25 protein-coding genes and 1 tRNA gene are annotated in these 22,189 nt (G+C 56.3%); 4 read left to right on the top strand and 22 right to left on the bottom strand.

Annotated elements, in window-relative coordinates:
• Positions 1-183: 183 nt before the first annotated feature.
• From ACR0LN_RS20675 to ACR0LN_RS20650, 6 genes are all read right to left on the bottom strand, one after another.
• Positions 184-708, bottom strand: coding sequence for a hypothetical protein (locus ACR0LN_RS20675; RefSeq protein ID WP_480432368.1), 525 nt, complete (start codon positions 706-708; stop codon positions 184-186).
• The gene (locus ACR0LN_RS20670) at positions 698-916 is read right to left on the bottom strand and encodes a transcriptional coactivator p15/PC4 family protein (protein ID WP_480432366.1); all 219 of its coding nucleotides are present in this window, start codon (positions 914-916) and stop codon (positions 698-700) included. The genes ACR0LN_RS20675 and ACR0LN_RS20670 overlap by 11 nt, the downstream gene beginning before the upstream one ends.
• A gap of 100 nt (positions 917-1,016) precedes the next feature.
• Positions 1,017-1,391, bottom strand: coding sequence for a hypothetical protein (locus ACR0LN_RS20665; RefSeq protein ID WP_480432365.1), 375 nt, complete (start codon positions 1,389-1,391; stop codon positions 1,017-1,019).
• Between the two features lie 108 nt (positions 1,392-1,499).
• Positions 1,500-1,697, bottom strand: a complete 198-nt coding sequence (locus tag ACR0LN_RS20660; protein WP_480432364.1) for a helix-turn-helix domain-containing protein — start codon at positions 1,695-1,697, stop codon at positions 1,500-1,502.
• Between the two features lie 176 nt (positions 1,698-1,873).
• Complete coding sequence (locus ACR0LN_RS20655; RefSeq protein WP_480432362.1) at positions 1,874-2,842, bottom strand: hypothetical protein; 969 nt, start codon at positions 2,840-2,842, stop codon at positions 1,874-1,876.
• Positions 2,843-4,006: a tyrosine-type recombinase/integrase gene (locus tag ACR0LN_RS20650; RefSeq protein WP_480432361.1), complete on the bottom strand. Its 1,164-nt coding sequence runs from the start codon at positions 4,004-4,006 to the stop codon at positions 2,843-2,845.
• Positions 4,007-4,344: 338 nt separating this feature from the next.
• Between ACR0LN_RS20650 and ACR0LN_RS20645 the strand changes: the two genes are divergently transcribed.
• Positions 4,345-4,788 (top strand): hypothetical protein, encoded by a 444-nt coding sequence (locus tag ACR0LN_RS20645; RefSeq protein ID WP_480432359.1) that lies wholly within the window; start codon positions 4,345-4,347, stop codon positions 4,786-4,788.
• A gap of 95 nt (positions 4,789-4,883) precedes the next feature.
• Here ACR0LN_RS20645 and ACR0LN_RS20640 read toward each other — a convergent pair whose 3' ends face one another.
• Positions 4,884-5,096, bottom strand: coding sequence for a hypothetical protein (locus tag ACR0LN_RS20640; protein ID WP_480432357.1), 213 nt, complete (start codon positions 5,094-5,096; stop codon positions 4,884-4,886).
• Between the two features lie 195 nt (positions 5,097-5,291).
• Between ACR0LN_RS20640 and lptF the strand changes: the two genes are divergently transcribed.
• Positions 5,292-6,431, top strand: a complete 1,140-nt coding sequence (gene lptF / locus ACR0LN_RS20635) for an LPS export ABC transporter permease LptF (RefSeq protein WP_480432355.1) — start codon at positions 5,292-5,294, stop codon at positions 6,429-6,431.
• Here the strand turns inward: lptF and ACR0LN_RS20630 are convergent.
• On the bottom strand, positions 6,428-7,255 hold the full coding sequence (locus tag ACR0LN_RS20630) for a LysR family transcriptional regulator (RefSeq protein WP_480432353.1): 828 nt from the start codon (positions 7,253-7,255) through the stop codon (positions 6,428-6,430). The two genes, lptF and ACR0LN_RS20630, sit on opposite strands and share 4 nt — an antisense overlap.
• A gap of 101 nt (positions 7,256-7,356) precedes the next feature.
• Between ACR0LN_RS20630 and ACR0LN_RS20625 the strand changes: the two genes are divergently transcribed.
• Positions 7,357-7,947: an HD domain-containing protein gene (locus tag ACR0LN_RS20625; RefSeq protein WP_480432351.1), complete on the top strand. Its 591-nt coding sequence runs from the start codon at positions 7,357-7,359 to the stop codon at positions 7,945-7,947.
• Here ACR0LN_RS20625 and speB read toward each other — a convergent pair.
• The 10 genes from speB to ACR0LN_RS20575 all read right to left on the bottom strand — a co-directional run bounded on the left by speB (position 7,944) and on the right by ACR0LN_RS20575 (position 19,006).
• A complete protein-coding gene (gene speB / locus ACR0LN_RS20620) occupies positions 7,944-8,786 on the bottom strand; it encodes an agmatinase (RefSeq protein WP_480432350.1) in 843 nt (280 codons plus the stop codon). The two genes, ACR0LN_RS20625 and speB, sit on opposite strands and share 4 nt — an antisense overlap.
• Entirely contained in the window at positions 8,783-9,952 is a 1,170-nt protein-coding gene (gene nspC, locus ACR0LN_RS20615; protein ID WP_480432348.1) for a carboxynorspermidine decarboxylase, read from the bottom strand. The genes speB and nspC overlap by 4 nt, the downstream gene beginning before the upstream one ends.
• An 84-nt stretch (positions 9,953-10,036) precedes the next feature.
• Entirely contained in the window at positions 10,037-11,260 is a 1,224-nt protein-coding gene (locus ACR0LN_RS20610) for a saccharopine dehydrogenase family protein (RefSeq protein ID WP_480432346.1), read from the bottom strand.
• A 22-nt stretch (positions 11,261-11,282) separates the two neighbouring features.
• Positions 11,283-13,172, bottom strand: a complete 1,890-nt coding sequence (speA, locus tag ACR0LN_RS20605) for a biosynthetic arginine decarboxylase (RefSeq protein WP_480432345.1) — start codon at positions 13,170-13,172, stop codon at positions 11,283-11,285.
• Between the two features lie 100 nt (positions 13,173-13,272).
• The gene (locus ACR0LN_RS20600) at positions 13,273-14,355 is read right to left on the bottom strand and encodes a DUF1513 domain-containing protein (RefSeq protein WP_480432343.1); all 1,083 of its coding nucleotides are present in this window, start codon (positions 14,353-14,355) and stop codon (positions 13,273-13,275) included.
• 3 nt (positions 14,356-14,358) lie between these two features.
• Positions 14,359-15,369 (bottom strand): imelysin family protein, encoded by a 1,011-nt coding sequence (locus ACR0LN_RS20595; protein WP_480432341.1) that lies wholly within the window; start codon positions 15,367-15,369, stop codon positions 14,359-14,361.
• 3 nt (positions 15,370-15,372) lie between these two features.
• Positions 15,373-16,860: a di-heme oxidoreductase family protein gene (locus ACR0LN_RS20590; protein WP_480432396.1), complete on the bottom strand. Its 1,488-nt coding sequence runs from the start codon at positions 16,858-16,860 to the stop codon at positions 15,373-15,375.
• Between the two features lie 13 nt (positions 16,861-16,873).
• Positions 16,874-17,359, bottom strand: a complete 486-nt coding sequence (bfr, locus tag ACR0LN_RS20585) for a bacterioferritin (RefSeq protein WP_480432339.1) — start codon at positions 17,357-17,359, stop codon at positions 16,874-16,876.
• Positions 17,307-17,600, bottom strand: a complete 294-nt coding sequence (locus ACR0LN_RS20580; protein WP_480432337.1) for a (2Fe-2S)-binding protein — start codon at positions 17,598-17,600, stop codon at positions 17,307-17,309. The genes bfr and ACR0LN_RS20580 overlap by 53 nt, the downstream gene beginning before the upstream one ends.
• 134 nt (positions 17,601-17,734) lie before the next feature.
• The gene (locus tag ACR0LN_RS20575) at positions 17,735-19,006 is read right to left on the bottom strand and encodes an imelysin family protein (protein WP_480432336.1); all 1,272 of its coding nucleotides are present in this window, start codon (positions 19,004-19,006) and stop codon (positions 17,735-17,737) included.
• A gap of 232 nt (positions 19,007-19,238) precedes the next feature.
• Here ACR0LN_RS20575 and ACR0LN_RS20570 point away from each other — a divergent pair, with 232 nt between their 5' ends.
• Positions 19,239-19,760: a ZrgA family zinc uptake protein gene (locus ACR0LN_RS20570; protein ID WP_480432335.1), complete on the top strand. Its 522-nt coding sequence runs from the start codon at positions 19,239-19,241 to the stop codon at positions 19,758-19,760.
• 119 nt (positions 19,761-19,879) lie between these two features.
• Here the strand turns inward: ACR0LN_RS20570 and ACR0LN_RS20565 are convergent.
• The 4 genes from ACR0LN_RS20565 to ACR0LN_RS20550 form a co-directional block, all read right to left on the bottom strand.
• Positions 19,880-19,956: transfer RNA gene (locus ACR0LN_RS20565), tRNA-Met, on the bottom strand.
• 83 nt (positions 19,957-20,039) lie between these two features.
• Positions 20,040-21,002 (bottom strand): alpha/beta fold hydrolase, encoded by a 963-nt coding sequence (locus ACR0LN_RS20560; protein ID WP_480432334.1) that lies wholly within the window; start codon positions 21,000-21,002, stop codon positions 20,040-20,042.
• A gap of 24 nt (positions 21,003-21,026) precedes the next feature.
• Positions 21,027-21,173: a hypothetical protein gene (locus ACR0LN_RS20555; protein WP_480432333.1), complete on the bottom strand. Its 147-nt coding sequence runs from the start codon at positions 21,171-21,173 to the stop codon at positions 21,027-21,029.
• Positions 21,174-21,331: 158 nt separating this feature from the next.
• A complete protein-coding gene (locus ACR0LN_RS20550; RefSeq protein ID WP_480432331.1) occupies positions 21,332-21,514 on the bottom strand; it encodes a hypothetical protein in 183 nt (60 codons plus the stop codon).
• Between the last annotated feature and the right edge of the window lie 675 nt (positions 21,515-22,189).

Raw genomic sequence — 22,189 nt, 5'->3', positions numbered from 1 at the left:
TCGTTCCGTTTTTTCGGTCGGAGCCATCCGTCATTGCTCATACCTCGCTTGCTGGATTGTTGGTGTAGAAGGTGCCCTTTTCCCCCAGACCCCCTGGTAGATTAAGGATGTCTTAAATATTGCGACGGGAGACTTGCTGATATTGGATGTTTTCGTCGCAAATATTGATACGGCCCGTCGCATTTATTGCGTCGCCTCCGTCTTTCTCGTCGCAAAATCTACGACGGTCTCGTCGCGGTTTTTGAGACAGGGTTTTGTTTTTCCGCCTTTGCCTGTTGGGTTGTGAACCGGGGCTTTCACAACAGGGAAATCTGAGCCTCTTGACCACTGCTTGTACAACCTGCGGCCAGCCGCCCCGTGTGCGGTTGGCAACGAAATTTCAGTTAGTTCGAAAAGCGGAGATGATGCGACGCCACTAGTGCCGAGTTTGGGCGGACGCGCCACAACTATGAAGCCCTTTGCCTGTAACTCGCGGAACCCTTTAGCAGCGGTGTTGTACGAGACGCCCAGGCGTTCTGCGGCCTGTCTTACGCTCAAGCATATCTTACCATTGTTATTGTTATCCACTCCACGCCATTCCAGCCTCAGCCAAGGGTAGAGTGCCTGCGCCGTTGACGAGAGGGCACGCCAGGCGGGTTCCTCCATCATATTGCGGACTAGCTTGGTCCAGTGCTCGACACGTCTCTCATTTTGCCTGTCACGCCCCATTTGACTCCCCTTTTTGCGCAAGCTCGGCAAGCGCGGTTAGAATGTCGGGGAGAAGGGCGGCGTTGAACGCCACCCCCTTTTGTGTCGGATGCTTTTCTCCGTCTTTCGCAAGATACCAGACGCGGAGATTGACAACGTCGCGGCCCATGTACTCTCCACGAGATACGTGGATTTCCTCTTGGGCGTTTTTCTGAACCACAACACTCATGACTGGGCCTCCCCGTAGTGCAGGGCAGCTATTAGGCGAGCTGCGGCCTCTGAGAGGCCATGCTTGCGGCGCAGGGCGAGTATCTGGAGGTCACGGGTTCTCATGAGCGCACCTCCTGCCTTTCGATACGGGTCACTTTGTCCTTCAGCACATAGACGCCGTAGCGCGCGCGCCCGGTCGTGGGGTCATTGCTGTACCATTCGGTCTCGATGTTGAGGCCCTGTTCATCGCGCAGTTCCATCGCATAGTGCGACAACCGGCAAGGGCTGGCGCAATACATGGGGCGCTCAATTAAACCATCCAAGATGCGGCGCTTGTTCTTAGCAACGTGAATGGTGCGGGTTTCGCCGCTGTCGTCTTTGACCTCATATGCCGCCGTTTCGATCCGGTGAGGCAGGTCCATCCATTTCAGTACCCAACGCGTGTTTTTTGGCGGGCGTTCAGCGTTTAGTTTGTTGATACTTAAAGTATTCATTTCCGCATTTCCTTTCAGGTTGAAAGGCAACGGGGTTCGGACTATTCTTGGGTTGCTAAACTAGAAGAATTGACCTCTGCCCGTGCCAGTTGCGGGTGGAGGTTTCATTTAGGCGGCGCTCGGTTCGACCCGGTTTGCGCTTAGCCAATCAATTAAGTCTTTGCCGCTGTATAGGATACGGCTGCCAGACTTGATGTATGCCGGGCCTTTGCCACTGCTGCGCCATTGCGCGAGCGTTTGACGCTTTGCTATGCCCTCAAGTTCGGGCGAGTTGGGCGAATAAAGTGTATTGGGGTCAATCGCCATTTCCTGCTCCTTCGAGTTGGTGGTACATCTTTGGCACCATCAGGAAATCACGGAATATCTATATTTAACAGATAGATAAGTTTCCAAAAGCCCCCGAACTGTATTGGGGTTGTGGCAAACTTTATTGGTGAATCTTTTTGGAAACTATTTTGGTAAGTCTCTGCCGCTTACAACATCTAACGAATGCAAACTTTGAACACAGCGGCCAGATTCCGCTTCACGCTACTGACGCTTGGTGCCTTTTTTCCAGTGCTTTCGACATAAGCGATGACGTCATACGCCGCTTTGTCTTCGTTAGGTAAGCTCTCGCCTGCGGCATGCTTTGCAAGCACATAGTCGGAAAGTTCTTTCCAATCGGCGGCAGGCGGTCGACCCAGTCTCTTGGAAACGTTGCCTACTGCTCTGTCATTATCGACTATGAAGGACGAACCAAACCGTGTGACGTGGAGTGGTCGAGGTTCACCAAGCGGAGTAATCCCGATTACTTCGTTTAATCGGGTCCGCAGACTATACCATCCATTTTTTGCGGGTGTCTGGTTGGATCGCCAATCCATCATTAGTGGAATTTCTTTAGGGTCGATGGGCTGAAATGGGGTAGCCTCCATAAATCCACTAAGTTTTTGGCCAGGACTCAGACTTTCTAGATACTTATCGTAATCTTCTTTGCTCCGCCCCTCAATCAGGAGTAGGCCCGCGGCGACTTTCTGATAAACTTGAGCCCATGCGTTGTCCCAAACGTATTCGAACTGCGATTCAAAGTCAGTTACCGTTCTTTTCCTCTGTTCAATTTGTTTAAGAGCGGTGTCTAGTCGCGCCAGTTCTTCTTTACGGTCGGGTAGTTCTTCAATCTCGCGCCGGACTTTCTGTAATTTTTCATAGGGATCCCATTCCGGCATCTCTGTTACCGCGTCTTGGTATTCAGAAGAATAACTGACATTGTGGCATTGAGCTTCGCTTTCCGTGATCCAGCTTCGGTGCGGGGGTGGGGCATTAGGTTGTGTCAATAGCCCTTCTATTGAGGCAAATCGACTATCCTCACCGTGTTTGTCGTTGTGAGCGATTGGCAATCGCCCAAAGGCAACCCATTCAATTGCTTCCGAAAGATAGCAGTAGTCCGGAGTATCTGCTTCTACCAAAATAAGCACTTATGCCTTCCTTTCGTGAACACGCGCTGCAATCTCTGCCCGTACTAGGTGGTTATTAGTCGACGCTGCGAGGACCTCGAGTGCATCACTTTTTTCACTACGATATGTCGCGCGGTCATAGATTGCCGTGACGCTACTGTCAGAGTGACCCAATACACGCTCAACGATGAAACGATTTGCCTTTCCGACTTCGTTGCCAGTTGTCATAAGCGTGGCCGCCGTTCGCCTGATATCGTGAAATCGCCAATCAGAAGTACCGGAGGCTTTCTGCAACTTTGTCTTCAGCTTCGACCCGGGCCAGATTGGTTTTTCCCCGGTCGTGGTGAACACATAATCACCACGCCGCTTTATACTGGATATCAGCGCCGCGAGGGATTTTGACAGCGGAACCTCATGGGACGTCGCGCTGGCCGTACGCGTGGCCTTTATCTTATCCCTCGGAATGGTCCAAACATCGCCATGTATCTCGTCGTAGCGCATTTGTGCGACATTGCTGATCCGCTGAGCGCTAAGCATTAGTGCTTGCGTAAATGGACCGAACGGATAGGGCATTTCACATGCCGTGGCATAGAGTGCTGCCCATTCATCAATTGAAAGAACGCGATCCCGAGAACCGGCCTTCGCGCCAACCTTGAGCTTTTCCCAAGGATTGCCCTTTATCATCTGTTCCTCGGCGCACCATGCCAAGAACGGGCGCATATAGCTCACCACTGCGCCAGCGCGGATAGGGGATGAATTCTTGCTGACGTAGGTTCTAAGGTCTCGCCCATGCTGAAACGAAAGGTCCGCTGCTCGGACTTGGCCGACGCGATCCTTTACCCAGATATCCCAGACAGATTGTATGTCGTGCCACGTGCGCAGCTCATCTTCGCGAGCAGCCTTGTAGGCGTCAAACAGGTCGGCCACCGTTTTCACACCGGCGTCAAAGCGCATCGTATGGGCTTGCTCTTTAGCTTCCTCTGCCAGCTTTCGCGCTTCCTTCACGGGAACATGTGGAAACGTGCCTAGTCGCTCTCTCTGGCGGCGCTTGCCACGTGAAATCACAACCTCCCAGACTTTTTGTCCCCGCTTGCCTACCCGCAGCACCAACCCCCGCACAATTTCGTCGCGTACCTCGTACCCCTTGTCCTTGGCCTTAAGGTCTGCCGCTTTGCGTTCGTTCAATCGGATCTTCATTTTTTCGTGCGTTTTTTGTGCGTTTTTTGTGCGTTTTGTGCGTTAGGTGGTGATACTTCCGAATATACTGGGTTAAATAATTCTTTCAATTACATATGATTACATATGTAGATGTATCCTCGGATATTTAAGACCCACGAACTCCAAAACCGTAGGTCGCGGGTTCGAACCCTGCTGCCCCTGCCATTCTCCAGGAAATCAGTACCGAACACGTGGATTGCGTCCTTGGCATTCCGCGTTGCCTAACCAGGATTTTAGTTTTTTCGGAACATGCGTATCATAATGCTCTGACGTAAAAAGTTTTTGAGATTTGCCCGGGGTGATCAATGCGCATTTTGTTCAAGCAGGGTTTAGTAGCGTTCTGGTGCTTGTGGTGGGCCATTGCATTTTTAACGGATTTCATTGGTGGGCTGGAATTATTGGGTTGGACCTCAACCCCTTGGTTTGACGGTCACAACTATCCGTTTCTTGAAAAGACGCTGGAGCCATTCGGCGCAACCACCGCAGTCGATATCGCGTTGTTTGTTGGAATCATCCTGTGGGCTTTGCTATCCGCAGCACTGTTTTTTTTCACCGCGATCACGCCCTATACGCAAAAAGACGTTTGGATGAAGCGTATGGATATCGCTTTCGTCGTATCATTAGGCCTCTGGCTTGCTTTCTTTTTGTCGGATCAGGTGGTCATGAATTTTGATCTGGAAGAAAACCATATGGTGCAGGGTGGATTTCAGCTGCTGTGCTATCTGGCGATCCACATCCTGCCGGATTGAGTGGCCAATCTTGGTGGCCGAACGTAGGTTGCGCCCGATCATGACGCTTATTTGAGGATGTCATGACGGGCGCATCATTGCACAGGGTTCAGAGCTTAACCGCCAAAGTGATGCCGGTAGACCATCTCTTGCAAATCCCCCCGGCAATAACCGAGTTCTTTGAGCTCTCGCTCGGACATCATGTCGATTTCACGTTGCTGTCTTTTGTACAGCGCTTTCTTTTCGCGTTTTGCCTTCCGGTCCTCGGCGGACGCAAAGAGATTGGAAAAGAGACCCTTCCCGGTGATGTAGTCTGCATAGGCCATCATAGCACCCTCCTTTGCTTGATCGGCTGTTTCTAAAGGAGAGATTGGTAGTGCGACTGAACCCCGCCTGAGCGTGAAGTTAAGGTTTCTTTAGGCCTGATCCGGATCAGCGATGGGCCGATTTGGTGAAAGCTTGGTTTCCTAAGGCGACGGAATGACATAATGTCCGGCTCACCACGGACACGCGTAAGAGGACACATGTCGCGCTTTGATGGATACTTCCTGCGGCAATTGCTGATTCTGTTCGGCTTTTTCACCCTGGTTCTGGTCGGCGTGTTCTGGATCACGCGGTCCGTCAGCCTGTTTGACCGGGTTATCAGCGGCGGCCAATCAGCCATGGTTTTTCTGGAATTTACCGCGCTGACTCTGCCGACGCTGATCCGTACGGTGATGCCGATGGCGGTGTTCGCTGCGGCAGTCTACGCCACCAATCGCCTGAGCCGGGAAAGCGAGATGACTGTGATGTTGGCAACCGGTTCCAGCCCGTGGCGATTGTCGCGCGCCGTCTTCCTGTTCGGGCTTGTGGCTGGTCTGATGATGGCAGTCATAAGCGTCTTTTTGCGCCCGGCTTCGGTTGAACAGCTTGAACAACGCCAGGCTGAGGTGGCCGGAGACGTGACCGCGCAGCTGCTGAACGAAGGAGAGTTTCTGCATCCTGCCGACGAAGTTACGGTCTATATCGGCGATATCGATCTGGACGGCACGTTATCAGAGGTATTTGTGTCGGACCGTCGGGATAACCTAAACCCGGTCAGCTACTCTTCGGCGACGGCCTATCTGGTCAATAATGAGACAGGCGTTCATCTTGTGATGTTGGACGGGGTTGCATTGCGTTTGGATCAGCAAGGCAGAACGCTGTCTTCGACCCTTTTTGCGGATGCGTCCTATGACATTTCTGCGCTCACAGATACGGGCACTATCGCAGAGCGAAGCCTTGAAGCCATTCCCACGATCGAATTGCTGCGGGATCGGGATGCCATCAGTGCGGCCGACGGCTTTACCGTAGGGGAACTGACCGACGAATTGCATCAGCGCTTTTCCTGGATCGCGATTTGCATCGCGGTGGCTTTGGCCGGGTTCTCAACACTGATGTTGGGCAGCTTTTCTCGTTTTGGTTTGTGGCCGCAGATATTGGGCGCTTTTACGATACTGATCCTGCTTGAGGGTGTGCGCGGTTTTGTTTCCCCGGTTGTGATCGCCGATCCTAAGCTTTGGGTGCTGCTATACCTCCCAGCAACTATCGGCATTGCAATCTCGGGGCTGTTCCTTCTGGTCGCCGGACGACCTTTGATGGGTAGACGGAACCGCGGTGCGACGAACGCGTTACCGCAAGCCTAATCCGCCGCGCGCAGATCAGTCACGCAGGTCAAAATATCGTCGGATGTGGCGGTGCCCTTGCGGGTCACCAGGTACAACGGCAACATCAGATCGATTGCTCCGTCCACCGGGACCAAATCGCCGGATTGCAGGTGATCGCGAATGACATATTCCGGAAAGTATCCAGTCCCACCCCGCCGTAGAACATAGCGCAGCGCCATCAGGCAGTTACCCAGAAACACTGTCTGTCCTGCCGCTTGCCGCGCGGTGGAACGGACGTGGTCCTGATAAAGCTCTCCTAACTCCAGATTGACAAAGACCGGATCGTCCGACGCTAGGGTTTCAACAAGTACCAATCGTTCCGCGTTCAACTCATGTGACTGTATGCGCGGGTCTTTGGGCTGTTCATGGGTTAGGGCTGCATCCAGAACATGGGTGGCAACCGCATCGACCATATTCAGGTCGTGATCATAGTTCAGCGTCAGCAGCAACTGACCAAAGCGCTGTTCAAACTGTACAGCAAGATCGACGAGCAGGGGATCCCAGATGCTGAGCTGCGCGCCAAGGCGCAGGGCAACCCGATTCTGCGTTTGCGCTGGAAGATCACGTGAGGCAAAGGACCACAGCGACAACATCTGTTCGGCATAGGGGCGGAATTGTCGACCAAATTCGGTCAGACTGGTGCCTCCGGCGCCGCGCGTGAACAGCGATCTGCCGGTCTCCTCCTCGATCAAGCGAATGCGAGCGCTGACCGCTGTTTGGGTCACGTTGAGTTGGCGCGCGGCGGCGTGGAACCCTCCGGTTTCGGCTACACAAAGAAATGTCTCGATTGCTTTGATCTGCATATCGAAAGTATTTTTTGATTGTTATGATAAAATCAATTCATTTTTTTGACCATCGGAGTTGCTTTAGTCTGTGGCCAACCGCTTAGCCAAAGGATCGCGCCATGCTGGACAAAAGCCACAAACCCACCTGGACCAGTTTTGAAGAAGCCACAAAGGCCGACTGGGACGCCGTTATGGAGTACGAAGAGGCGTACAACGCCGCTCTGCCCGACCGGATTCTGGACGCAATCCGGTCCTTGGATGAGGACTGGACGCCCTATCCGGTCAATCGCTACCAGCACAGCTTGCAGGCCGCCACGCGCGCATATGAGGATGGCGCGGATGAGGAATTGGTGGTTGCTGCGCTGATCCACGACACCGGCGATATCCTGTCGCCCTATAACCACGGTGAGCTGTCGGCGGCGATGATGAAACCCTATGTCAGCGAAAAGACATATTGGATCTTGAAACATCACTGCGTGTTTCAGGGCTACTACTACAACCACCATCTGGGCGGCGACCGCAACGCCCGCTATAAGTACCGCGACAGCCCCTATTGGGAAGACTGCCGCTATTTCTGCCATGAATACGATCAGAAGGCGTTCGACCCGGATTATCCGACCAAACCTCTTGCGTTCTTTGAGCCCATGCTGCGCCGAGTTCTGAACAAGGGCGAAGGCCACATGGAACTGAACGAAACCTCCGAAGTTTAACAGGCGGCCATCAGGCGATAGACGATCTGCGCGGCGGTAAAGTCCCAGGCGGCATTGCCGTCCGGGGCCAGTTCAACCACGTCGAAGCCCACGCATTTGCGGCCCTTTAACGCATGCTCCACCAGCCGCAGCGCCTGATAATAGCCCAGCCCGCCGGGCACCGGAGTGCCGGTGGCGGGCATTTGGGACGGGTCCAGACCGTCGACGTCAAAGCTGACATAGACCAGCTCGGGGAAATTCTCGGGCAGGTCGACGGCGTGGATGTTGCCGGTTACCAGTTCCTCGGCATCCACGTGGAAGACGTGGTTTCTCAGGCGGCTTTTGGCTTCTTCTGTAGAAAACGCACGAACGCCGAATTGGGCGAGGCGAACGCCTTCTTCAGCTAACAGGTGCATGACCGACGCGTGCGAGTGTTTTTCGCCCTGATAGGCGTTGCGCAGGTCGGCATGGGCGTCAATCTGGACGATGCCAATCGGTTGGTTCAAGGCGCGTGCTACACCCATCACCGCGCCATAACTGAGTGAGTGTTCGCCGCCTAAGGTCACAGGTACTTTGCCTGCACGCACAGCGGCCTCGGTGCGTTGGGCAAGGCGTTCCATGATTTCAGGCAATGCGGCGTCACAATCCAAGGGTTCTTCGGTAAAGATGCCTTCGACGCAAGGTTCAGCGTGCCCGGTGATGCGTTCCAGCTCGTTGCTGGCCGCGATGATCGCCTCGGGGCCCTTGGCGGTGCCAGACCCATATGAAACGGTGCGTTCCAGCGGCACGGGGATCACGCGGAACCGGGCGTCTTCGGTCCGCTCAGCAGCCGTCAGTTCACTGTCGAGGAATATGCTCATGAGAGTCTGTCCTTAAAGTCGTCATAGCTGAACTGTTTGATGATTTTCAGCTCGTCTGTTTCGCTGTTCCACAGGGCGATGGTGGGCAGGGGGACACCGTTGAACGTGTTGGTTTTGACCATCGAGTAATGTGCTTGATCGAGGAAAGCGAAGCGCTGGCCGATCTCAAGCGGCTGGTCCCATGTGTAGTCGCCGATCACGTCACCGGCCAGACAGGACGGGCCGCCAAGGCGATAGGTATGGCCGGCCTCGGCCTCGTCCATCAGGGCGGGGCGATAGGGGGCTTCGATCACGTCAGGCATATGGCAGGTGGCAGAGATATCAGTGATGGCGAGGTTCATGCCATTGGTGGGCAGGTCGAGGATTTCGCCGACCAGAATACCTGCGTCCAGAGCAACGGCTTCACCGGGTTCGAGATAGACATCGATGCCGTATGTTTCGCGGATGGTTTTGATGAAGGACACGAGACCGTCGCGGTCGTAATCGTCGCGGGTGATGTGATGCCCCCCACCAAAGTTCAGCCACTTCAGCTGGCCTATGAAAGGTTTGAGCTTTGGTTCGACAGCTTCCCATGTGCGGTGAAGGGGTTCGAACCCTTGTTCGCAAAGGGTGTGCATATGCAACCCGTCCACGCCGGTCAGAGCCTCGGCGGTCAGTTGGCTTACGGGTGTGCCAAGGCGCGAGCACGGAGCGCAGGGGTCGTATTTGGCAACTTCGCCTTCGGAATGTTCCGGGTTGATACGCAGGCCGACTTGTACGCCCGCGGCTTGGGCTTTGGTGAGGAAGCGATCCTTTTGGGCGGGCGAATTGAAGATGATGTGGTCGGACAGAGACAGAATTTCGTCCATGTCGGAGTCTTTGTACCCTGCGCAGAAGGTGGCGACCTCACCACCATATTCTTCGCGGCCAAGCCGGGCCTCGTAGATGCCACTGGCGCAGGTGCCGCCGAGGTGCTGGCGTACCAATGGGGCCAGCGAGAACATCGAAAACGCCTTGAGCGCGCTGAGCACATGCGCCCCGGATCGGGTGCCGATGTCAGCAAGGATTGTCAGGTTGCGCTCGACCGATTTTTCATCGACCAAGAAGCAAGGGGTTGGCACGCGGCTCAGGTCGAAGTCGCGGAAGGCTCCGGCGTCGCCAGCTTGTGTGGTCATCATGTCGGACATACCGGCGTCTCCGTTTAGTGGAGAGGCCGGGGGCTCTGCCCCCGGACCCCCGAGGTATTTATAGCCAGATGAAGCTAAAGCGGATCAGAATTCGACCGGACCGTCGAGTTCGTGGACCTGCCACGGCAGGCCGTGGGTGTTCAGCATGTCCATGAAGTCATCCGGGTCCAGCTGTTCCATGTTCCACACACCCGGCTCAGTCCAATTGCCTTTCAGCACCTGTGCCGCGCCGATCATCGCAGGGACGCCGGTGGTGTAGCTGACAGCTTGGCTGCCGACCTCGGCGTAGCATTCTTCGTGGTCGCAGATGTTGTAGATGTAATAGGTCTTCTCGCCTGAGCCGTCCTTGGCCTGACCCGTGGCGATGTCGCCGATGCAAGCTTTGCCCTTGGTTTCCGCGCCCAGATCACCGGGATCAGGCAGCAGGGTTTTAAGGAACTGGATCGGGATGATTTCCTTGCCGTCATGCATCACCGGGTCGATGCGGGTCATGCCCACATTCTCCAGCACCTTGGCGTGGGTGATATAGGCGTCGCCGAAGGTCATCCAGAAGCGGGCGCGCTCGATCTCGGGGAAGTGGGTGCTGAGCGACTCCAGTTCCTCGTGATACATCAGGTACATGTTCTTGGGGCCGATGGCGGGGAAGTCGAACTCGACCTTATGGGTCATGGCGGGGGAGTGTTTCCACTCGCCACCTTCCCAGTGGCGCACTTCTGCCAGCACTTCGCGCAGGTTGATTTCCGGGTTGAAGTTGGTGGCGAATTCCTGATCGTTGCTGCCGCCATTTGCGTCCAACACGTCGATCTGTCGGATCGTGTCCAGCTTGTGCTTCTTCAGCCATTTGGCGAAGACGCTGGTCACGCCCGGGTCAAAGCCCGAGCCGAGGATGGCTGTCAGGCCAGCCTCTTTGAACCGCTCCTGATAAGCCCACTGCCAGTGGTATTCGAACTTGGCCTCGTCCTCGGGCTCGTAGTTTGCGGTGTCGAGGTAGTGAATACCCGCCTCAAGGCACGCATCCATCAGCACCAGATCCTGATAAGGTAGAGCGAGGTTCACTAGGATCTCCGCTCCTGTTTCCTTGATCAGCTTGACTGTGTCTTCGACCTTATAGGCATCGAGTTCGGCTGTGGCGATATCAACACCTACACGCTCTTTCACCGCTTTGGCGATGGCGTCGCATTTCGATTTCGTCCGGCTGGCCAGGGTGATTTCGGTGAATATGTCCGAATTCATTGCCATCTTGTGCACGGCAGCGTGGGATACGCCGCCCGCGCCGACAACCAGTGTTTTGCCACTCAAAGTTCCCATGGGGGTAATCTCCTCTCTGGGGTTATTCGTAATAGGTGTAGCCGTTGATCGAGTCGCGATAAGCGCTCATCAGGGTTTTGCGGTCTTTGGCTTGCAGAGTACCGGTCGAAATCGCCTCGTCCACCATTTTGCGGAAGGCGGCGACGCAATCCTGCGGGTCGAATTCCACGTAAGACAGGACTTCAGAAATCGTGTCGCCCTCTTGTTCGTGCAGCAGGTCAAAGCCGCCATCGGCGCGCAGGTCGATGGTGACCACGTTGGTGTCGCCGAACAGGTTGTGAAGATCCCCCAGCGTTTCCTGATAGGCGCCGACGAAGAAGACGCCCATCAGGTATTCCTGGTCTTCGGGCAGGGAATGTACCGGCAGGCTGGGCGAGACGCCATCGGCCAGAATGAACCGGTCGATCTTGCCGTCGCTGTCACAGGTTATGTCAGACAGCACCGCGCGGCGGTCGGGGGTCTGGTTCAGCCCCTGTAGCGGCACGATGGGATGCAACTGGTCAATGGCCCAGACATCGGGCAGGGATTGGAACAATGAAAAGTTGCAGTGGTAGATATCGGCCACCTTCTCAAGCTGCTCGTCGACATCTGTGTCCAGCTCATCGCTTGCAGCCAGTGCCTTGAGACGGGCCATGAGCGACAGGTAGATGCGCTCGGCGCGGGCCATCTGGCGCAGGTCTACGTAACCTCGGCGGAATAGGGCGCGTAGCTCGTTTCGGTAGAACGTGGCGTCGTTCCAGCATTCCTGCAGGCGGTCGCTGGAGAGGTACCCGTTGACCGCGGCGAGGTCTGAAACCAAATGGTGATCGTCGGGTTCAACCTCGGGGGCGTCGGGCGCATCATAGAGGGTGCTTTCGAGCACGTTGAACACGAGCATCGAAGAGGTCGCTACCACGGCGCGCCCGCTTTCGGTTACCAGCGTGGGGTGGTCGATCTCGGCCTCATCCATGGCGTAGGCCACGGTTTCGACCACGTTGGCGCAGTACTCTTCGACTGTGTAGTTGATCGAGTTTTCTGCCGCCTTTTTTTCACCCGTGTAGTCCACCCCCATGCCACCGCCGAGGTCCAGGTGGGTCAGCGGTACGCCTTCACGGGTGAGTTCGGTATAGTACCGGCAAGCCTCGCCGACCGCGCGGCGCACATCGTTGACGTCCTGTACCTGGCTGCCCAGATGCGAATGCTGAAGCTTGAGACAATGCAACAACCCTGCCGCCTGCAATTTGTCCACTGTCGCGACCAGTTGGTCGGTGTTCATGCCAAAGGCTGAACGGTCGCCTGAGCTTTCTTCCCATTTGCCGCTGATCTGGTTGGTCAGTTTCACCCGCACGCCGATCAGGGGTTCGATGCCCAGCTCGTTATAAACCTCGATCACCGTGTCGGCCTCTTTCGGGCTTTCCAGCACGATGACGGTGTTGAAGCCGATCTTGCGGCTAAGGATAGCGAGCTGAATGAACTCGGCATCCTTGACGCCATTGCAGACGATCAGCGCTTCGGGGGCCAAACGGTGGGCCAAGGCGACCACCAGTTCGGGTTTCGATCCGGCCTCAAGCCCGTAGTTGTACTTCTTCCCGAACTCGACGATACGGTCAACCACCTGCGCCTGCTGGTTCACCTTGATCGGAAAAACACCGCGATAGGGGCCTTTGTAGCCCACGCGCGCGATGGCATCGGCGAAGCTTTCGTTCAGGTGGGCAATCTCGTGTTCCAGGTAGGATGTCACCCGCAAGACCATCGGGGCCTTGATGCCCCGGTCATCCAGATCGCTGAGGATGCCCGGCAGGCTGATTGCCGCCGCCTCTGGCACCAGAGGATTGCGCAGACCGATCTCGCCCTGCTCCGTCACCTCAACGAGGCCTTTGCCCCATTTCTCAACCCCGTAGATGGAATGCGGTGCGTCGGGCGTCTGTTTCAATCAAGTCAGTCCTTAACGTAGGGGTGCCAGTTTAGCGCCCGCAAATACGGCAGCAGTTTGATTCTTCCAAGTGTAATCTATGTGACGGGGATTGCCGAATTTATACAAAAGTATGAATTGGGATTAGATGATTGTCCCACTGGCAGTCCGGTCGGGCGGAAACGCGCGCCTTTGGGGCCAGTTCGCCGACAACCCCGGTGCCGGTGGTAAAGACGAAGCCATTGGGTCCAGAGGCCAGACCGCAGACGTCTTCAAGTTGGAAAACGCCTGTCCATCGCCCATCTGCAACGTCGAACCGGTGCAGCGCATTGCCACGCGGGCAGGTGATCGCGACGGAGGTTCCCTCACCGGAAAAGGCGATGCTGCCTGCATAGCCTTGCAGGGTGCTCTGTTCAACGTCCGGCGCAGACAGTAAGCGCGGGGTTTTTCCCCTGTGGTGCAGACCCATCAGAGGTGGGTGTTGCGACTTTTCTCCTTGCCATTGCATTGCGAACGCTATCAGCCCGTCGGGACGCACGGCCAGATGGCGGATCGAGTTCTTGTGCAGGCTGTGCGGCAGTTCCACCTGTTCCAGAACCTTGCCTGTCAAATCCAGATAAGACAGGCGCGGTTGCATCGTTGGCAGGTTCAGCTTGGTGCGGCCCATGTCGGGGTGGGTTTCGATCCCTCCATTGGCGATGATCAGAGACTGACCATCGGGCATCACTCGCATGTCATGGGGACCAATTCCGCCCGAAGGAAACTCGCCCAGACGTGAGTAATTGGTTGTGTCCCAAACGCCGATCACGCCGTCCCCGGCCTCATAGTCGTTTTCGGTTGTAAACAGCCGTGTGCCATCGGAAGAAAACACGCCGTGGCCATAGAAGTGACGGCCCTCGGGGGCGTCTAACCGTTTGATCTCGGTCCCCGTTGCGCAGTCAATGACCGTCGCGAAAGTGCCGGGTCGACGGGCAAAGGCCACGGCCTGCGCAAGATGGGGATGGGCTGCCGCCGCGTGACCACGGGCGGGCAAGGGGCGTGAAAACAGGATGTCACCACCCGCGGTCAGTCCTGCCAGCCGGTAGCTGCCATCGGGGAACAGGGCCGCTGCAAGATAGTCCGGCGCACCAACCGCTGCCCAGCCTCGTACAGGAGTAAGGCTGGCGGCAAACAGGCCGGTCAGAAACTGGCGGCGGCTGGGCATGGGTCAGTCTCCGTCAAGCGAGTTGAAACCGGCGCTGATGCCCAGCGTCGGCCCAAGCTTGGTCGCGGCAATCATGCGGATATCGTTGATCGACTGTTGCAGAGCTTCGACCCGGAACCGGCCCTCGGGCGTGGCTACGCCAGCCAGTGTCGGATCGTCCAGTGACCGTGCCCGTGTGATGGCCTTGTCGAAGGCGGTATCCAGATCGGTGGCAATTTCGGGGTGGTTCGCCGACAGGTGCGCCGCCAGATCGCGCAGGGCGATCAGGGACAATTCCACATGGTGCATCGAGCGTTCGGAGCGCCGCGCCTCGGCCCGATTGGGGCGGGGGCGGTCGAGCGTGCCCATCGGACGGCCAAGGCGTGTGTCACCGGTGAATTCCAGCCCGGTTATCAGGGCTTTGTAAAGTTCCTGAATGGCTTCGTCGCCGGACCGATAGGGGCTGTTCTCACCCGGTTGTGTCAGAGCCAGCGCATAGGTTCGCCAATCCGCGTCCATCGCACGCGCGTTCCCGTCAATATCAACAGTCATGGCCTGTATCAAAGCGCAGCGATAGGTAGCGCTGCCCTGATCCGCAAAGCGCGGTTCGTAAAGCATCTGTTCCAGCGCAAAGAAGCCCCGACTTGCGATGGATGTCTCGGCAAATTCTTCTGGGGATTCGACGGCCGCGTCTTCGGCTGCAAGCATGCCGGTCAGCGCCTTGGAGGTGAAGCCTTTGGTATCCGGCCAGAAGGCCAGTGCAAATGCGCGGTCATCAACCTCGGACGGGCCAAAGCGTAGGTGGCTAACCGAAATCCAGTCGTCAAAGGCCGCATGATAGGCCGCACGCAACTCGGGCGAGCCAGCGGTGCATTCGGATTGCGCGGCCTGCCTTAAAGCTTTGGTCGCGTCAGACAGGGCGGCGAAACCGGGCAGGATGTGCTTTTCGACAGCATCCGACAGGATTGGTTCGCGGTCTTGCGCCAGCGCAAAGAATGGCAGGGTCAAAGCAACGGCATAGGCAAGGGTACGCATAAATCAGAGACTTTCCAGAAAACGGATCAAAGCGTCCCGATCCGGCTTGGGCATGGCAACGACGGTATCGCGGACCGCCTGCGCTTCGCCGCCGTGCCAGAGGACGGCTTCCAACAGCGATTGCGCGCGACCGTCGTGCAGAAATTGCGTATGGCCCGAGACTTGTTCGGTCAGCCCAATCCCCCATAGCGGCGGTGTGCGCCATTCGCGCCCGGTTGCGCGGGCTTCGGGGCGATTGTCGGCCAGCCCTTCGCCCATGTCATGCAGCAAAAGGTCAGAATATGGCCAGATCAGTTGAAAACTGTGCTCTGGCCGATCCTGCATGCGGTGGGTGACAAACGACGGCGTGTGGCACGAGGCGCAGCCAGTGTCGTGGAACACCTGTTTGCCGCGCAGGACCTGTGGGTCGTCAACATCGCGCCGCGCCGGAACGCCTAGATTGCGGCTGTAGAAGGCAACAAGGTCCATGCCGATCTGGTCGATCTCGAACACTCGGTCATCGCCGTCGCCATGCGGGGCGTTTACACAATCAGTCTGCGCCTGGGTGCAGTCACCGTGGGCCGCAGGGTAAAGCGGACTTGAGATGCCAATATCGCCCGCAAAGGCTGCTGCTGATTGCTCCATGATCGTGGGCATTCCGGCCTTGTGCCCGAACCGGCCCATCATCGGTGCGCCATGTTCTATCGCCCATACAATGTTCGGACGGCCAGAAATGCCGTCACCGTCCGTATCGTCGGGGTCCGCGTTGGCCAAAAGATCCTCGACCGGGATCGCTTCAAGCAAGCCAAGGCCAATCATCTGCGGTGCCACGCGCGGGCTGAGCATGGCGTCCGGGTGTAGTGGCCCGTAGCCAAGGTCAGTTGCAGCGTATGTCGGTCTGCGCAGGGTGACAGTTTCACCGCCCGAAAGGGCGACCCGTACGTCTTCGTACGCGATGTCCAGCCGGTATTCTGCCGGATGACCTGGCAGCGCCAGATCCTGCATCTGGCCTCCGTAATTCGGGTCGGGCTGGGTTGCGATGTAGTCCTCGATCTCATCATACCCTTCGCCAACGGGGATCGAGACCCGAAGAAACATCGAGATCGCGTTGTCATCCGGCCCGTTGGGTGTATGCCCGCGCCCGTCCTTAATGTGGCAGCGTTGGCATGAGCGTGCGTTATAGAGCGGCCCAAGACCGTCTGAGGCCAATGTCGAAGCCGGAGAAGATACCCAAATTTTCTTGAACAAGCCGTTGCCGACCTTGAAATCCAATTCCTGCTCGAAACTCAGGTTGCCCGAGGGCTGCGAAAACGCATCCGCGTCGTTGCGTACCCGAACGGTGGCTGCCCCGGCAGACAACTCTTCGAACGGCTGAGGTGCGCTGAAATCCAGAGGCACAGCGGTCACGGCCGTAACACGGGCACGTTCATCGTCGGTGCGAGGGGTTATGTGAAGATGCAGGTCCTGCAGTTCATCTGACAGGGAGGGGGTGGCCACACATGTGGCCACCATGAGCGCCAGAAGGTTATTCCTCGGCGTCCATTTTCGCGGCGTTGAGTTGCGCATAATTGGCTTCGCCAATCCTTTCATACAGATCAAGCTGCGTTTCGAGGAAGTCGATATGGCCTTCTTCATCGCTGATCAATTCCTCAAACAGCGACATCGAGACATAGTCGCCAGCCTCGCGGCAGTATTCCCGGGCTTCGACGTACAGCGTGCGCGCGTCTATTTCCGCCGCCAGATCGCATTCGAGTGTTTCCTTGGGGTTCTGACCAATTCTCAGTGGATCGAGTTTTTGCAGGTTGGGGTGGCCTTCCAGAAAAATGATCCGCTCGATCAGCTTGTCCGCGTGGCCCATCTCCTCGATGCTTTCCTCGCGGCTTTTCTTGGCCATATGGGCCAGGCCCCAGTCCTCTTGCAAGCGGTAGTGAAGCCAATACTGGCTGACGGCCGTCAGCTCATGCCGCAGAGATTTGTTGAGATATTCGATGACCTTGGGATCGCCCTTCATCTGCTTTCTCCTGAGTTTCTCCGGTGCGTAACGCACGGAGCTGCATGGGTACTTCCAGATTATCGTTCGATCTCATTGTGTCCAGAAAAAGAGGCATGCATCCGCCACAATCCGCTGATTTTCCAAGGGCATGGTAAATCTTGCCGGGGGTGACGATCGCTTGTGAATCCGATGTTCGTATCCAGTCGATTACGGCGCGGATATCATGGTCCGTTATGTTTGTGCAGTGGCAGACGATCATGGCGATTCGATACTCGATAGATTTCCTACTTATTTAGTTGGTTATTTTGATCAGGTCCAGCCAATAGTCAAAATTCGGCGCAATCAAGCTTGCCAGAGGCGTGAAATTGCGCACGCCTCCGGCCTCGTTTTTGCTTAATGGAAGACAGCGTCAGGGTTATCCAGGCTGTCGGACCCTTCAAAGTATATCTGATCTAGGTCCAGCGCGGTTACGATGCGTTCGATGGTTTTGGTCTGGTCAACCAAGCCGTTTACACCGCCCATGATCAGAAGTTCGCCACCTTCGTTGCCGCGTTCCAGCATCTGGTCATAGGCGAAACCGGCCTCGGCGGTGGATTTTAAGCGACCCAGGGCCTGCATGGTGTTGGCCAGTTTGACCTTCATCTCGACGTCCAGCGACGGGTCCGTTGCGATGACCAGGTCCGACAGCGATGCGCCGGAAACCGGGGTGCCGTCAATACGGGTGTAGCTACCCAGATAGACATTCTGAATACCCAAACCATCGTAATAGTGGCTGTTGTGGGTGTTGTCCGAGAAGCAGTCATGCTCTTCCTCGGGGTCATTCAGCATTAGGCCCAGGCGCATGCGCTCGCCCGCCTGTTCGCCATAGGACAGCGATCCCATGCCAGTCAGAATGGCGCTGACACCTGCGGTCTCATCCGCGGTCAAGGCAGCGCGTGCCTCGCCGCCGTCTTTCCACTGATCGGCCATCCATTCCAGATCGTTGATCAGCAACGCTGTCGCGGCGCTCAGGTATTGGGCGCGGCGGTCGCAATTGCCGTTGGTGCAGTCATCGCCCTGAACATAGTCGGAGTAAGGACGGCTGCCCGCGCCTGATCTGTGGCCATTCAAGTCCTGACCCCACAGCAGGAATTCAATGGCGTGGTATCCGGTGGCGACGTTGGCTTCAATTCCGTCGGCCTCGTGCAGGGTTTCACCCAGCAGTTCCGGCGTGATTTCGCTGGCGTCGATGGTCTTCCTCGACAGATCGAAGCTTGGGTTGGCGATGACGTTCAGCGCTGCGAATTCGTTTTCATCGGTCGGACCGCCGTACGTCGCGTCGACATAGTCGATGAGACCTTCGTCCAGCGGCCAAGCGTTCACTTTGCCCTCCCAGTCGTCAACGATGGCATTGCCGAAGCGGTAGACCTCGGTCTGTTGGTAGGGCACACGCGCAGCGATCCACGCAGAGCGAGCTGCGTTCAGAGTGGCGTCTGAAGGCTCGGTGATCAGAGCATTTACAGCGTCTTGCAGCGCCTTCGCTGCGATCAGGCTGTCATCGTATTTCGCTTCGGCAATGTTCGCATAGGTGTTCAGAACATCCGCTTTTGAAGGGACATCACCCGCAATAGCGGAGGTTGCGATGCCCAAGGTAAGGACGCTGGTAGCGGCAAAGTAGTTGGTCATTTAGGTGACGCTTTCCTGTCAGAAACTATTTACAGGCGCCGTCGGCACGACGCTTATGGCAAATAACTGAGTGAATTACTCAATTATGTCAACCTGAGTTTTATAGTCGGGAAATATTGCGGCGCTGTTCCTCCCCATTATTGGTGGGGGGGAGCCGTCTGGTACAGCGATTGCGCGGGAATCGAATCCCTTTAAAATATGAAAGATGATTCCCAGTAGGCAATTCTTGTTGATGAGACGCGCGGCCCTCGCATTGATCCTGATCCCGGGGGGCGTATTGTCCCAAACAGAAAAAGAAATCGCGCATGTGCATGGAACAGGGCGCCTGGATGTCCTGGTTTCCGAGGCTTCGCTTTCTTTGTCGCTGGCTGTACCTGCTGTGGATATCCTTGGCTTTGAAAAACCTGCGGACAGCGATGAGGACCGGACTTTGGTTGCCAGAGCGATTTCCGATTTGTCCAAACCTCTTGACCTATTTCTGCTACCCGAAGAGGCGGCGTGTCTGACGACGGCTGCAAACGTTACGATGCAGACCGAAGGTTTGGGGCAAGGAACGGAAGCAGATCAAGAATATCACGCCGAATTTCTGGCTGATTATCAAATTGAGTGCCAAAATGTGGAAGTTGTCGAGGCAATCCGCCTTGCGTATTTCGACCACTTTCCAAAAGCCGAAAAGCTTATGATCCGTCTTGATCACACCACCGGAGTGCGGACACATGATGCCACTCGCGATGCGCCAGATCTCCCATTCTAGTTAGACTGGTGTCAGCGACATCACTGTGCGCTGTTATCGATTGCGAAAGCTCAGCATCCAAAGCAAAACGCATCAGCTCTGGTCGAACTAGAGATCAAATCTGTCATTGTTTGGGGGGGTGGTAGCGGAGGAGGGACTTGAACCCCCGACACGCGGATTATGATTCCGCTGCTCTAACCAACTGAGCTACTCCGCCATGAGTGAGAGGCGATTTAAGGGAGGGGCTGGGGCGGGTCAAGAGGGAAAAGACGGTCAAAGGCAGATTATTTTGCGCGGGAATTAGGCCGTCGCGGGCTTGGGGTTGTCGGCTTCGGCCACACGGCGGATGAAGGCGGCACAGGCGTCCGGAGCGGTGATCAATATCATGTGGCCAGCCCCCACAAGCAGCTCGTTGGTAAGTCCGAACTGTTGCATGGGATCGCCCTGCAGGTCTGGGGGCAGGATCGCGTCCTGTGAGCCGAAAAGAATTCCACCGGGCACGCTCAACCGGTCATAGCGCGCCACTTGCGCTGCGATGGAGGCATCGACACCTACAACATCCTGTGAGCCGGCAATGAAGGCAGAGGGTCTTAGACCGAGTGCGCCACCAGCGCGGTCCAAAAAGTCCGCGGGTGCCGGTTCCGGATCGAAAACGGCACCCAAGGCGTACGGTGCGGTTTTAGCAGCCAGGGGAACAGCGAGTGTGTTCGCGATCATGCTTCGCAGCCACTCTGATCGAATCTCCAACGGTTTGAAAACTTGCGGTGTGGAGGGCAACTCTTGCGTCAAAGGTGACAGCAGGGCCAGCGCCTTGGTCTTTTCAGGATGGTCCAGCGCCATAGCGAGCGCGACTGCGCCCCCTAGCGAATGCCCAACCAATACCGCATCTTCGACACCCTTGATATCCAGAAATTCCTGAATCATCCGAGCCTGCCCCGGCAGGCGGCCCAATTCGGCACTGTCGCGGGTTGAGTAACCGCATCCGGGGCGATCGACGGCTATGACGTGGTAGTCATCGGCCAGCAAATCGACCAACGCATAGGTGAAGTGCTGTAACTGCCCAGTCAGACCGTGGATCATGACGATGGCCTGTTTCGATGGATCCCCCTTCTGCACGTAGTGGATGCTACCGCCATTGACCGGGACGACGCTTCCTAATTGTGGCACCCGTTCGAGGCCTTGGCGGGTCAGTTTCCGGGTCCACAGGTTCATGCCTGCAATAAGGGCGAGGACCAACAGGGTGAGGGTTAAAATTGTGGTCATCTTCGCGGACTCCGCCATAGGTGGTCACAGGTTAGTAGTGTTCGAGGCAGGGCTGGGCCATGCCATCTTCATACTTGAATACCATGCGTGGTCGCCAAGCGCAGTTGTCCCTTGCGTATTGACGTCCTTGTCCGAACCGTTGCGACAAGTCTTCTTTGCGAAGATCGTCATCTGAAGTTGTCCGTGGAAACACTGGCACGTATATCCAAATTCGTGAAGGTTAGCGCGCACTGCAGGAATGGCGCGCGGCGCCCCCATCAGGCTCTGGCACAAGCTTTGATAGGGGCGATGAATTGCGTCACCGATCGAGCGTGAGGTGTCAGTCGGTATCATCCCGCGGTGACGCAGATGTATTGGTGGGCACCGAATTTCGCGTCTTTGCCGAGCAAAATCAACGGGCGCGTGCCCAAAAAGTCGACTGGCTTCGCAACGACCTCCTCGGGCACATCCCTACTGAACAAGTCATCGATCCAGTCGGCGTAAAACCCCGACCGCTTTTTCTTGGCAAGCATGGCAGGACTTTTTTGCGCTTGATCTGCTGGCCGTTGGCGACGGTCACTTTGGCCAGTACGGATGATAGCGTGCTATCAAGGGCGCCCTAAAGTGTGTAGATTCGCGGGACGACTTCGCTCGCCGCGACCAAAAGTTTTTCGGCGGCGGTTTTGAGGCTCAGACGCGACGCGGCAGTTTCAAAAGCAGACAAAGTGGGTAGTGGCGGGCGGTTGCAACGGTGTCTGGAAATGATGGTTCGAGAGTTGCCGTCTGCTGCAGGTGAGTGTGGCTCATCTGAGTGTTAGGACTATGCGGTTGAAGGCCGCGCGGGATGCGCAGAAGGTGTATTTGGCGCGCACGTTTATTAGGCAGTGTCGTAATTTTACAGAATGCGTCGGTTCTGACCTGATCAACGTGAAATCGTCAGTATAGGCAAGCAAACCAACAGATGCCGTGTTGTTGCGGCATGCCGAGTGCAATGCTCGGTATAGCTTTCAGGGACCTGCTCCGACGGAGGAATGGTGCGCTACACCAAGGATCGGGTCGAAGGAAAGACCAGAATTGGGATCCTGCCGTTAGGCGGGCTCAACCCAACGCATACCGTCAACACGGAGGAAAGAATGTCGGTACCCGAACCCTTTACGGATGTAGAGATAGAAACGGCGGATGCCGGTTTCTATGAAAACTACAGCGTT

Source organism: Ruegeria sp. AA6, from assembly GCF_056542865.1.
The sequence above is the reverse complement of the archived record's forward strand: the minus strand, read 5'-3'. Positions and strand labels throughout refer to the sequence as shown.

Bases quoted from the DNA above. Each gene is read 5' to 3' on its own strand.
- ACR0LN_RS20675 (WP_480432368.1), bottom strand. From the start codon at position 708: ATGGGGCGTGACAGGCAAAATGAGAGACGTGTCGAGCACTGGACCAAG.
- ACR0LN_RS20670 (WP_480432366.1), bottom strand. From the start codon at position 916: ATGAGTGTTGTGGTTCAGAAAAACGCCCAAGAGGAAATCCACGTATCT.
- ACR0LN_RS20665 (WP_480432365.1), bottom strand. From the start codon at position 1,391: ATGAATACTTTAAGTATCAACAAACTAAACGCTGAACGCCCGCCAAAA.
- ACR0LN_RS20660 (WP_480432364.1), bottom strand. From the start codon at position 1,697: ATGGCGATTGACCCCAATACACTTTATTCGCCCAACTCGCCCGAACTT.
- ACR0LN_RS20645 (WP_480432359.1), top strand. From the start codon at position 4,345: ATGCGCATTTTGTTCAAGCAGGGTTTAGTAGCGTTCTGGTGCTTGTGG.
- ACR0LN_RS20640 (WP_480432357.1), bottom strand. From the start codon at position 5,096: ATGATGGCCTATGCAGACTACATCACCGGGAAGGGTCTCTTTTCCAAT.
- lptF (WP_480432355.1), top strand. From the start codon at position 5,292: ATGTCGCGCTTTGATGGATACTTCCTGCGGCAATTGCTGATTCTGTTC.
- ACR0LN_RS20630 (WP_480432353.1), bottom strand. From the start codon at position 7,255: ATGCAGATCAAAGCAATCGAGACATTTCTTTGTGTAGCCGAAACCGGA.
- ACR0LN_RS20625 (WP_480432351.1), top strand. From the start codon at position 7,357: ATGCTGGACAAAAGCCACAAACCCACCTGGACCAGTTTTGAAGAAGCC.
- speB (WP_480432350.1), bottom strand. From the start codon at position 8,786: ATGAGCATATTCCTCGACAGTGAACTGACGGCTGCTGAGCGGACCGAA.
- nspC (WP_480432348.1), bottom strand. From the start codon at position 9,952: ATGTCCGACATGATGACCACACAAGCTGGCGACGCCGGAGCCTTCCGC.
- ACR0LN_RS20610 (WP_480432346.1), bottom strand. From the start codon at position 11,260: ATGGGAACTTTGAGTGGCAAAACACTGGTTGTCGGCGCGGGCGGCGTA.
- ACR0LN_RS20600 (WP_480432343.1), bottom strand. From the start codon at position 14,355: ATGCCCAGCCGCCGCCAGTTTCTGACCGGCCTGTTTGCCGCCAGCCTT.
- ACR0LN_RS20595 (WP_480432341.1), bottom strand. From the start codon at position 15,369: ATGCGTACCCTTGCCTATGCCGTTGCTTTGACCCTGCCATTCTTTGCG.
- ACR0LN_RS20590 (WP_480432396.1), bottom strand. From the start codon at position 16,860: ATGGTGGCCACATGTGTGGCCACCCCCTCCCTGTCAGATGAACTGCAG.
- bfr (WP_480432339.1), bottom strand. From the start codon at position 17,359: ATGAAGGGCGATCCCAAGGTCATCGAATATCTCAACAAATCTCTGCGG.
- ACR0LN_RS20580 (WP_480432337.1), bottom strand. From the start codon at position 17,600: ATGATCGTCTGCCACTGCACAAACATAACGGACCATGATATCCGCGCC.
- ACR0LN_RS20575 (WP_480432336.1), bottom strand. From the start codon at position 19,006: ATGACCAACTACTTTGCCGCTACCAGCGTCCTTACCTTGGGCATCGCA.
- ACR0LN_RS20570 (WP_480432335.1), top strand. From the start codon at position 19,239: ATGAGACGCGCGGCCCTCGCATTGATCCTGATCCCGGGGGGCGTATTG.
- ACR0LN_RS20560 (WP_480432334.1), bottom strand. From the start codon at position 21,002: ATGACCACAATTTTAACCCTCACCCTGTTGGTCCTCGCCCTTATTGCA.
- ACR0LN_RS20555 (WP_480432333.1), bottom strand. From the start codon at position 21,173: ATGACGATCTTCGCAAAGAAGACTTGTCGCAACGGTTCGGACAAGGAC.
- ACR0LN_RS20550 (WP_480432331.1), bottom strand. From the start codon at position 21,514: ATGCTTGCCAAGAAAAAGCGGTCGGGGTTTTACGCCGACTGGATCGAT.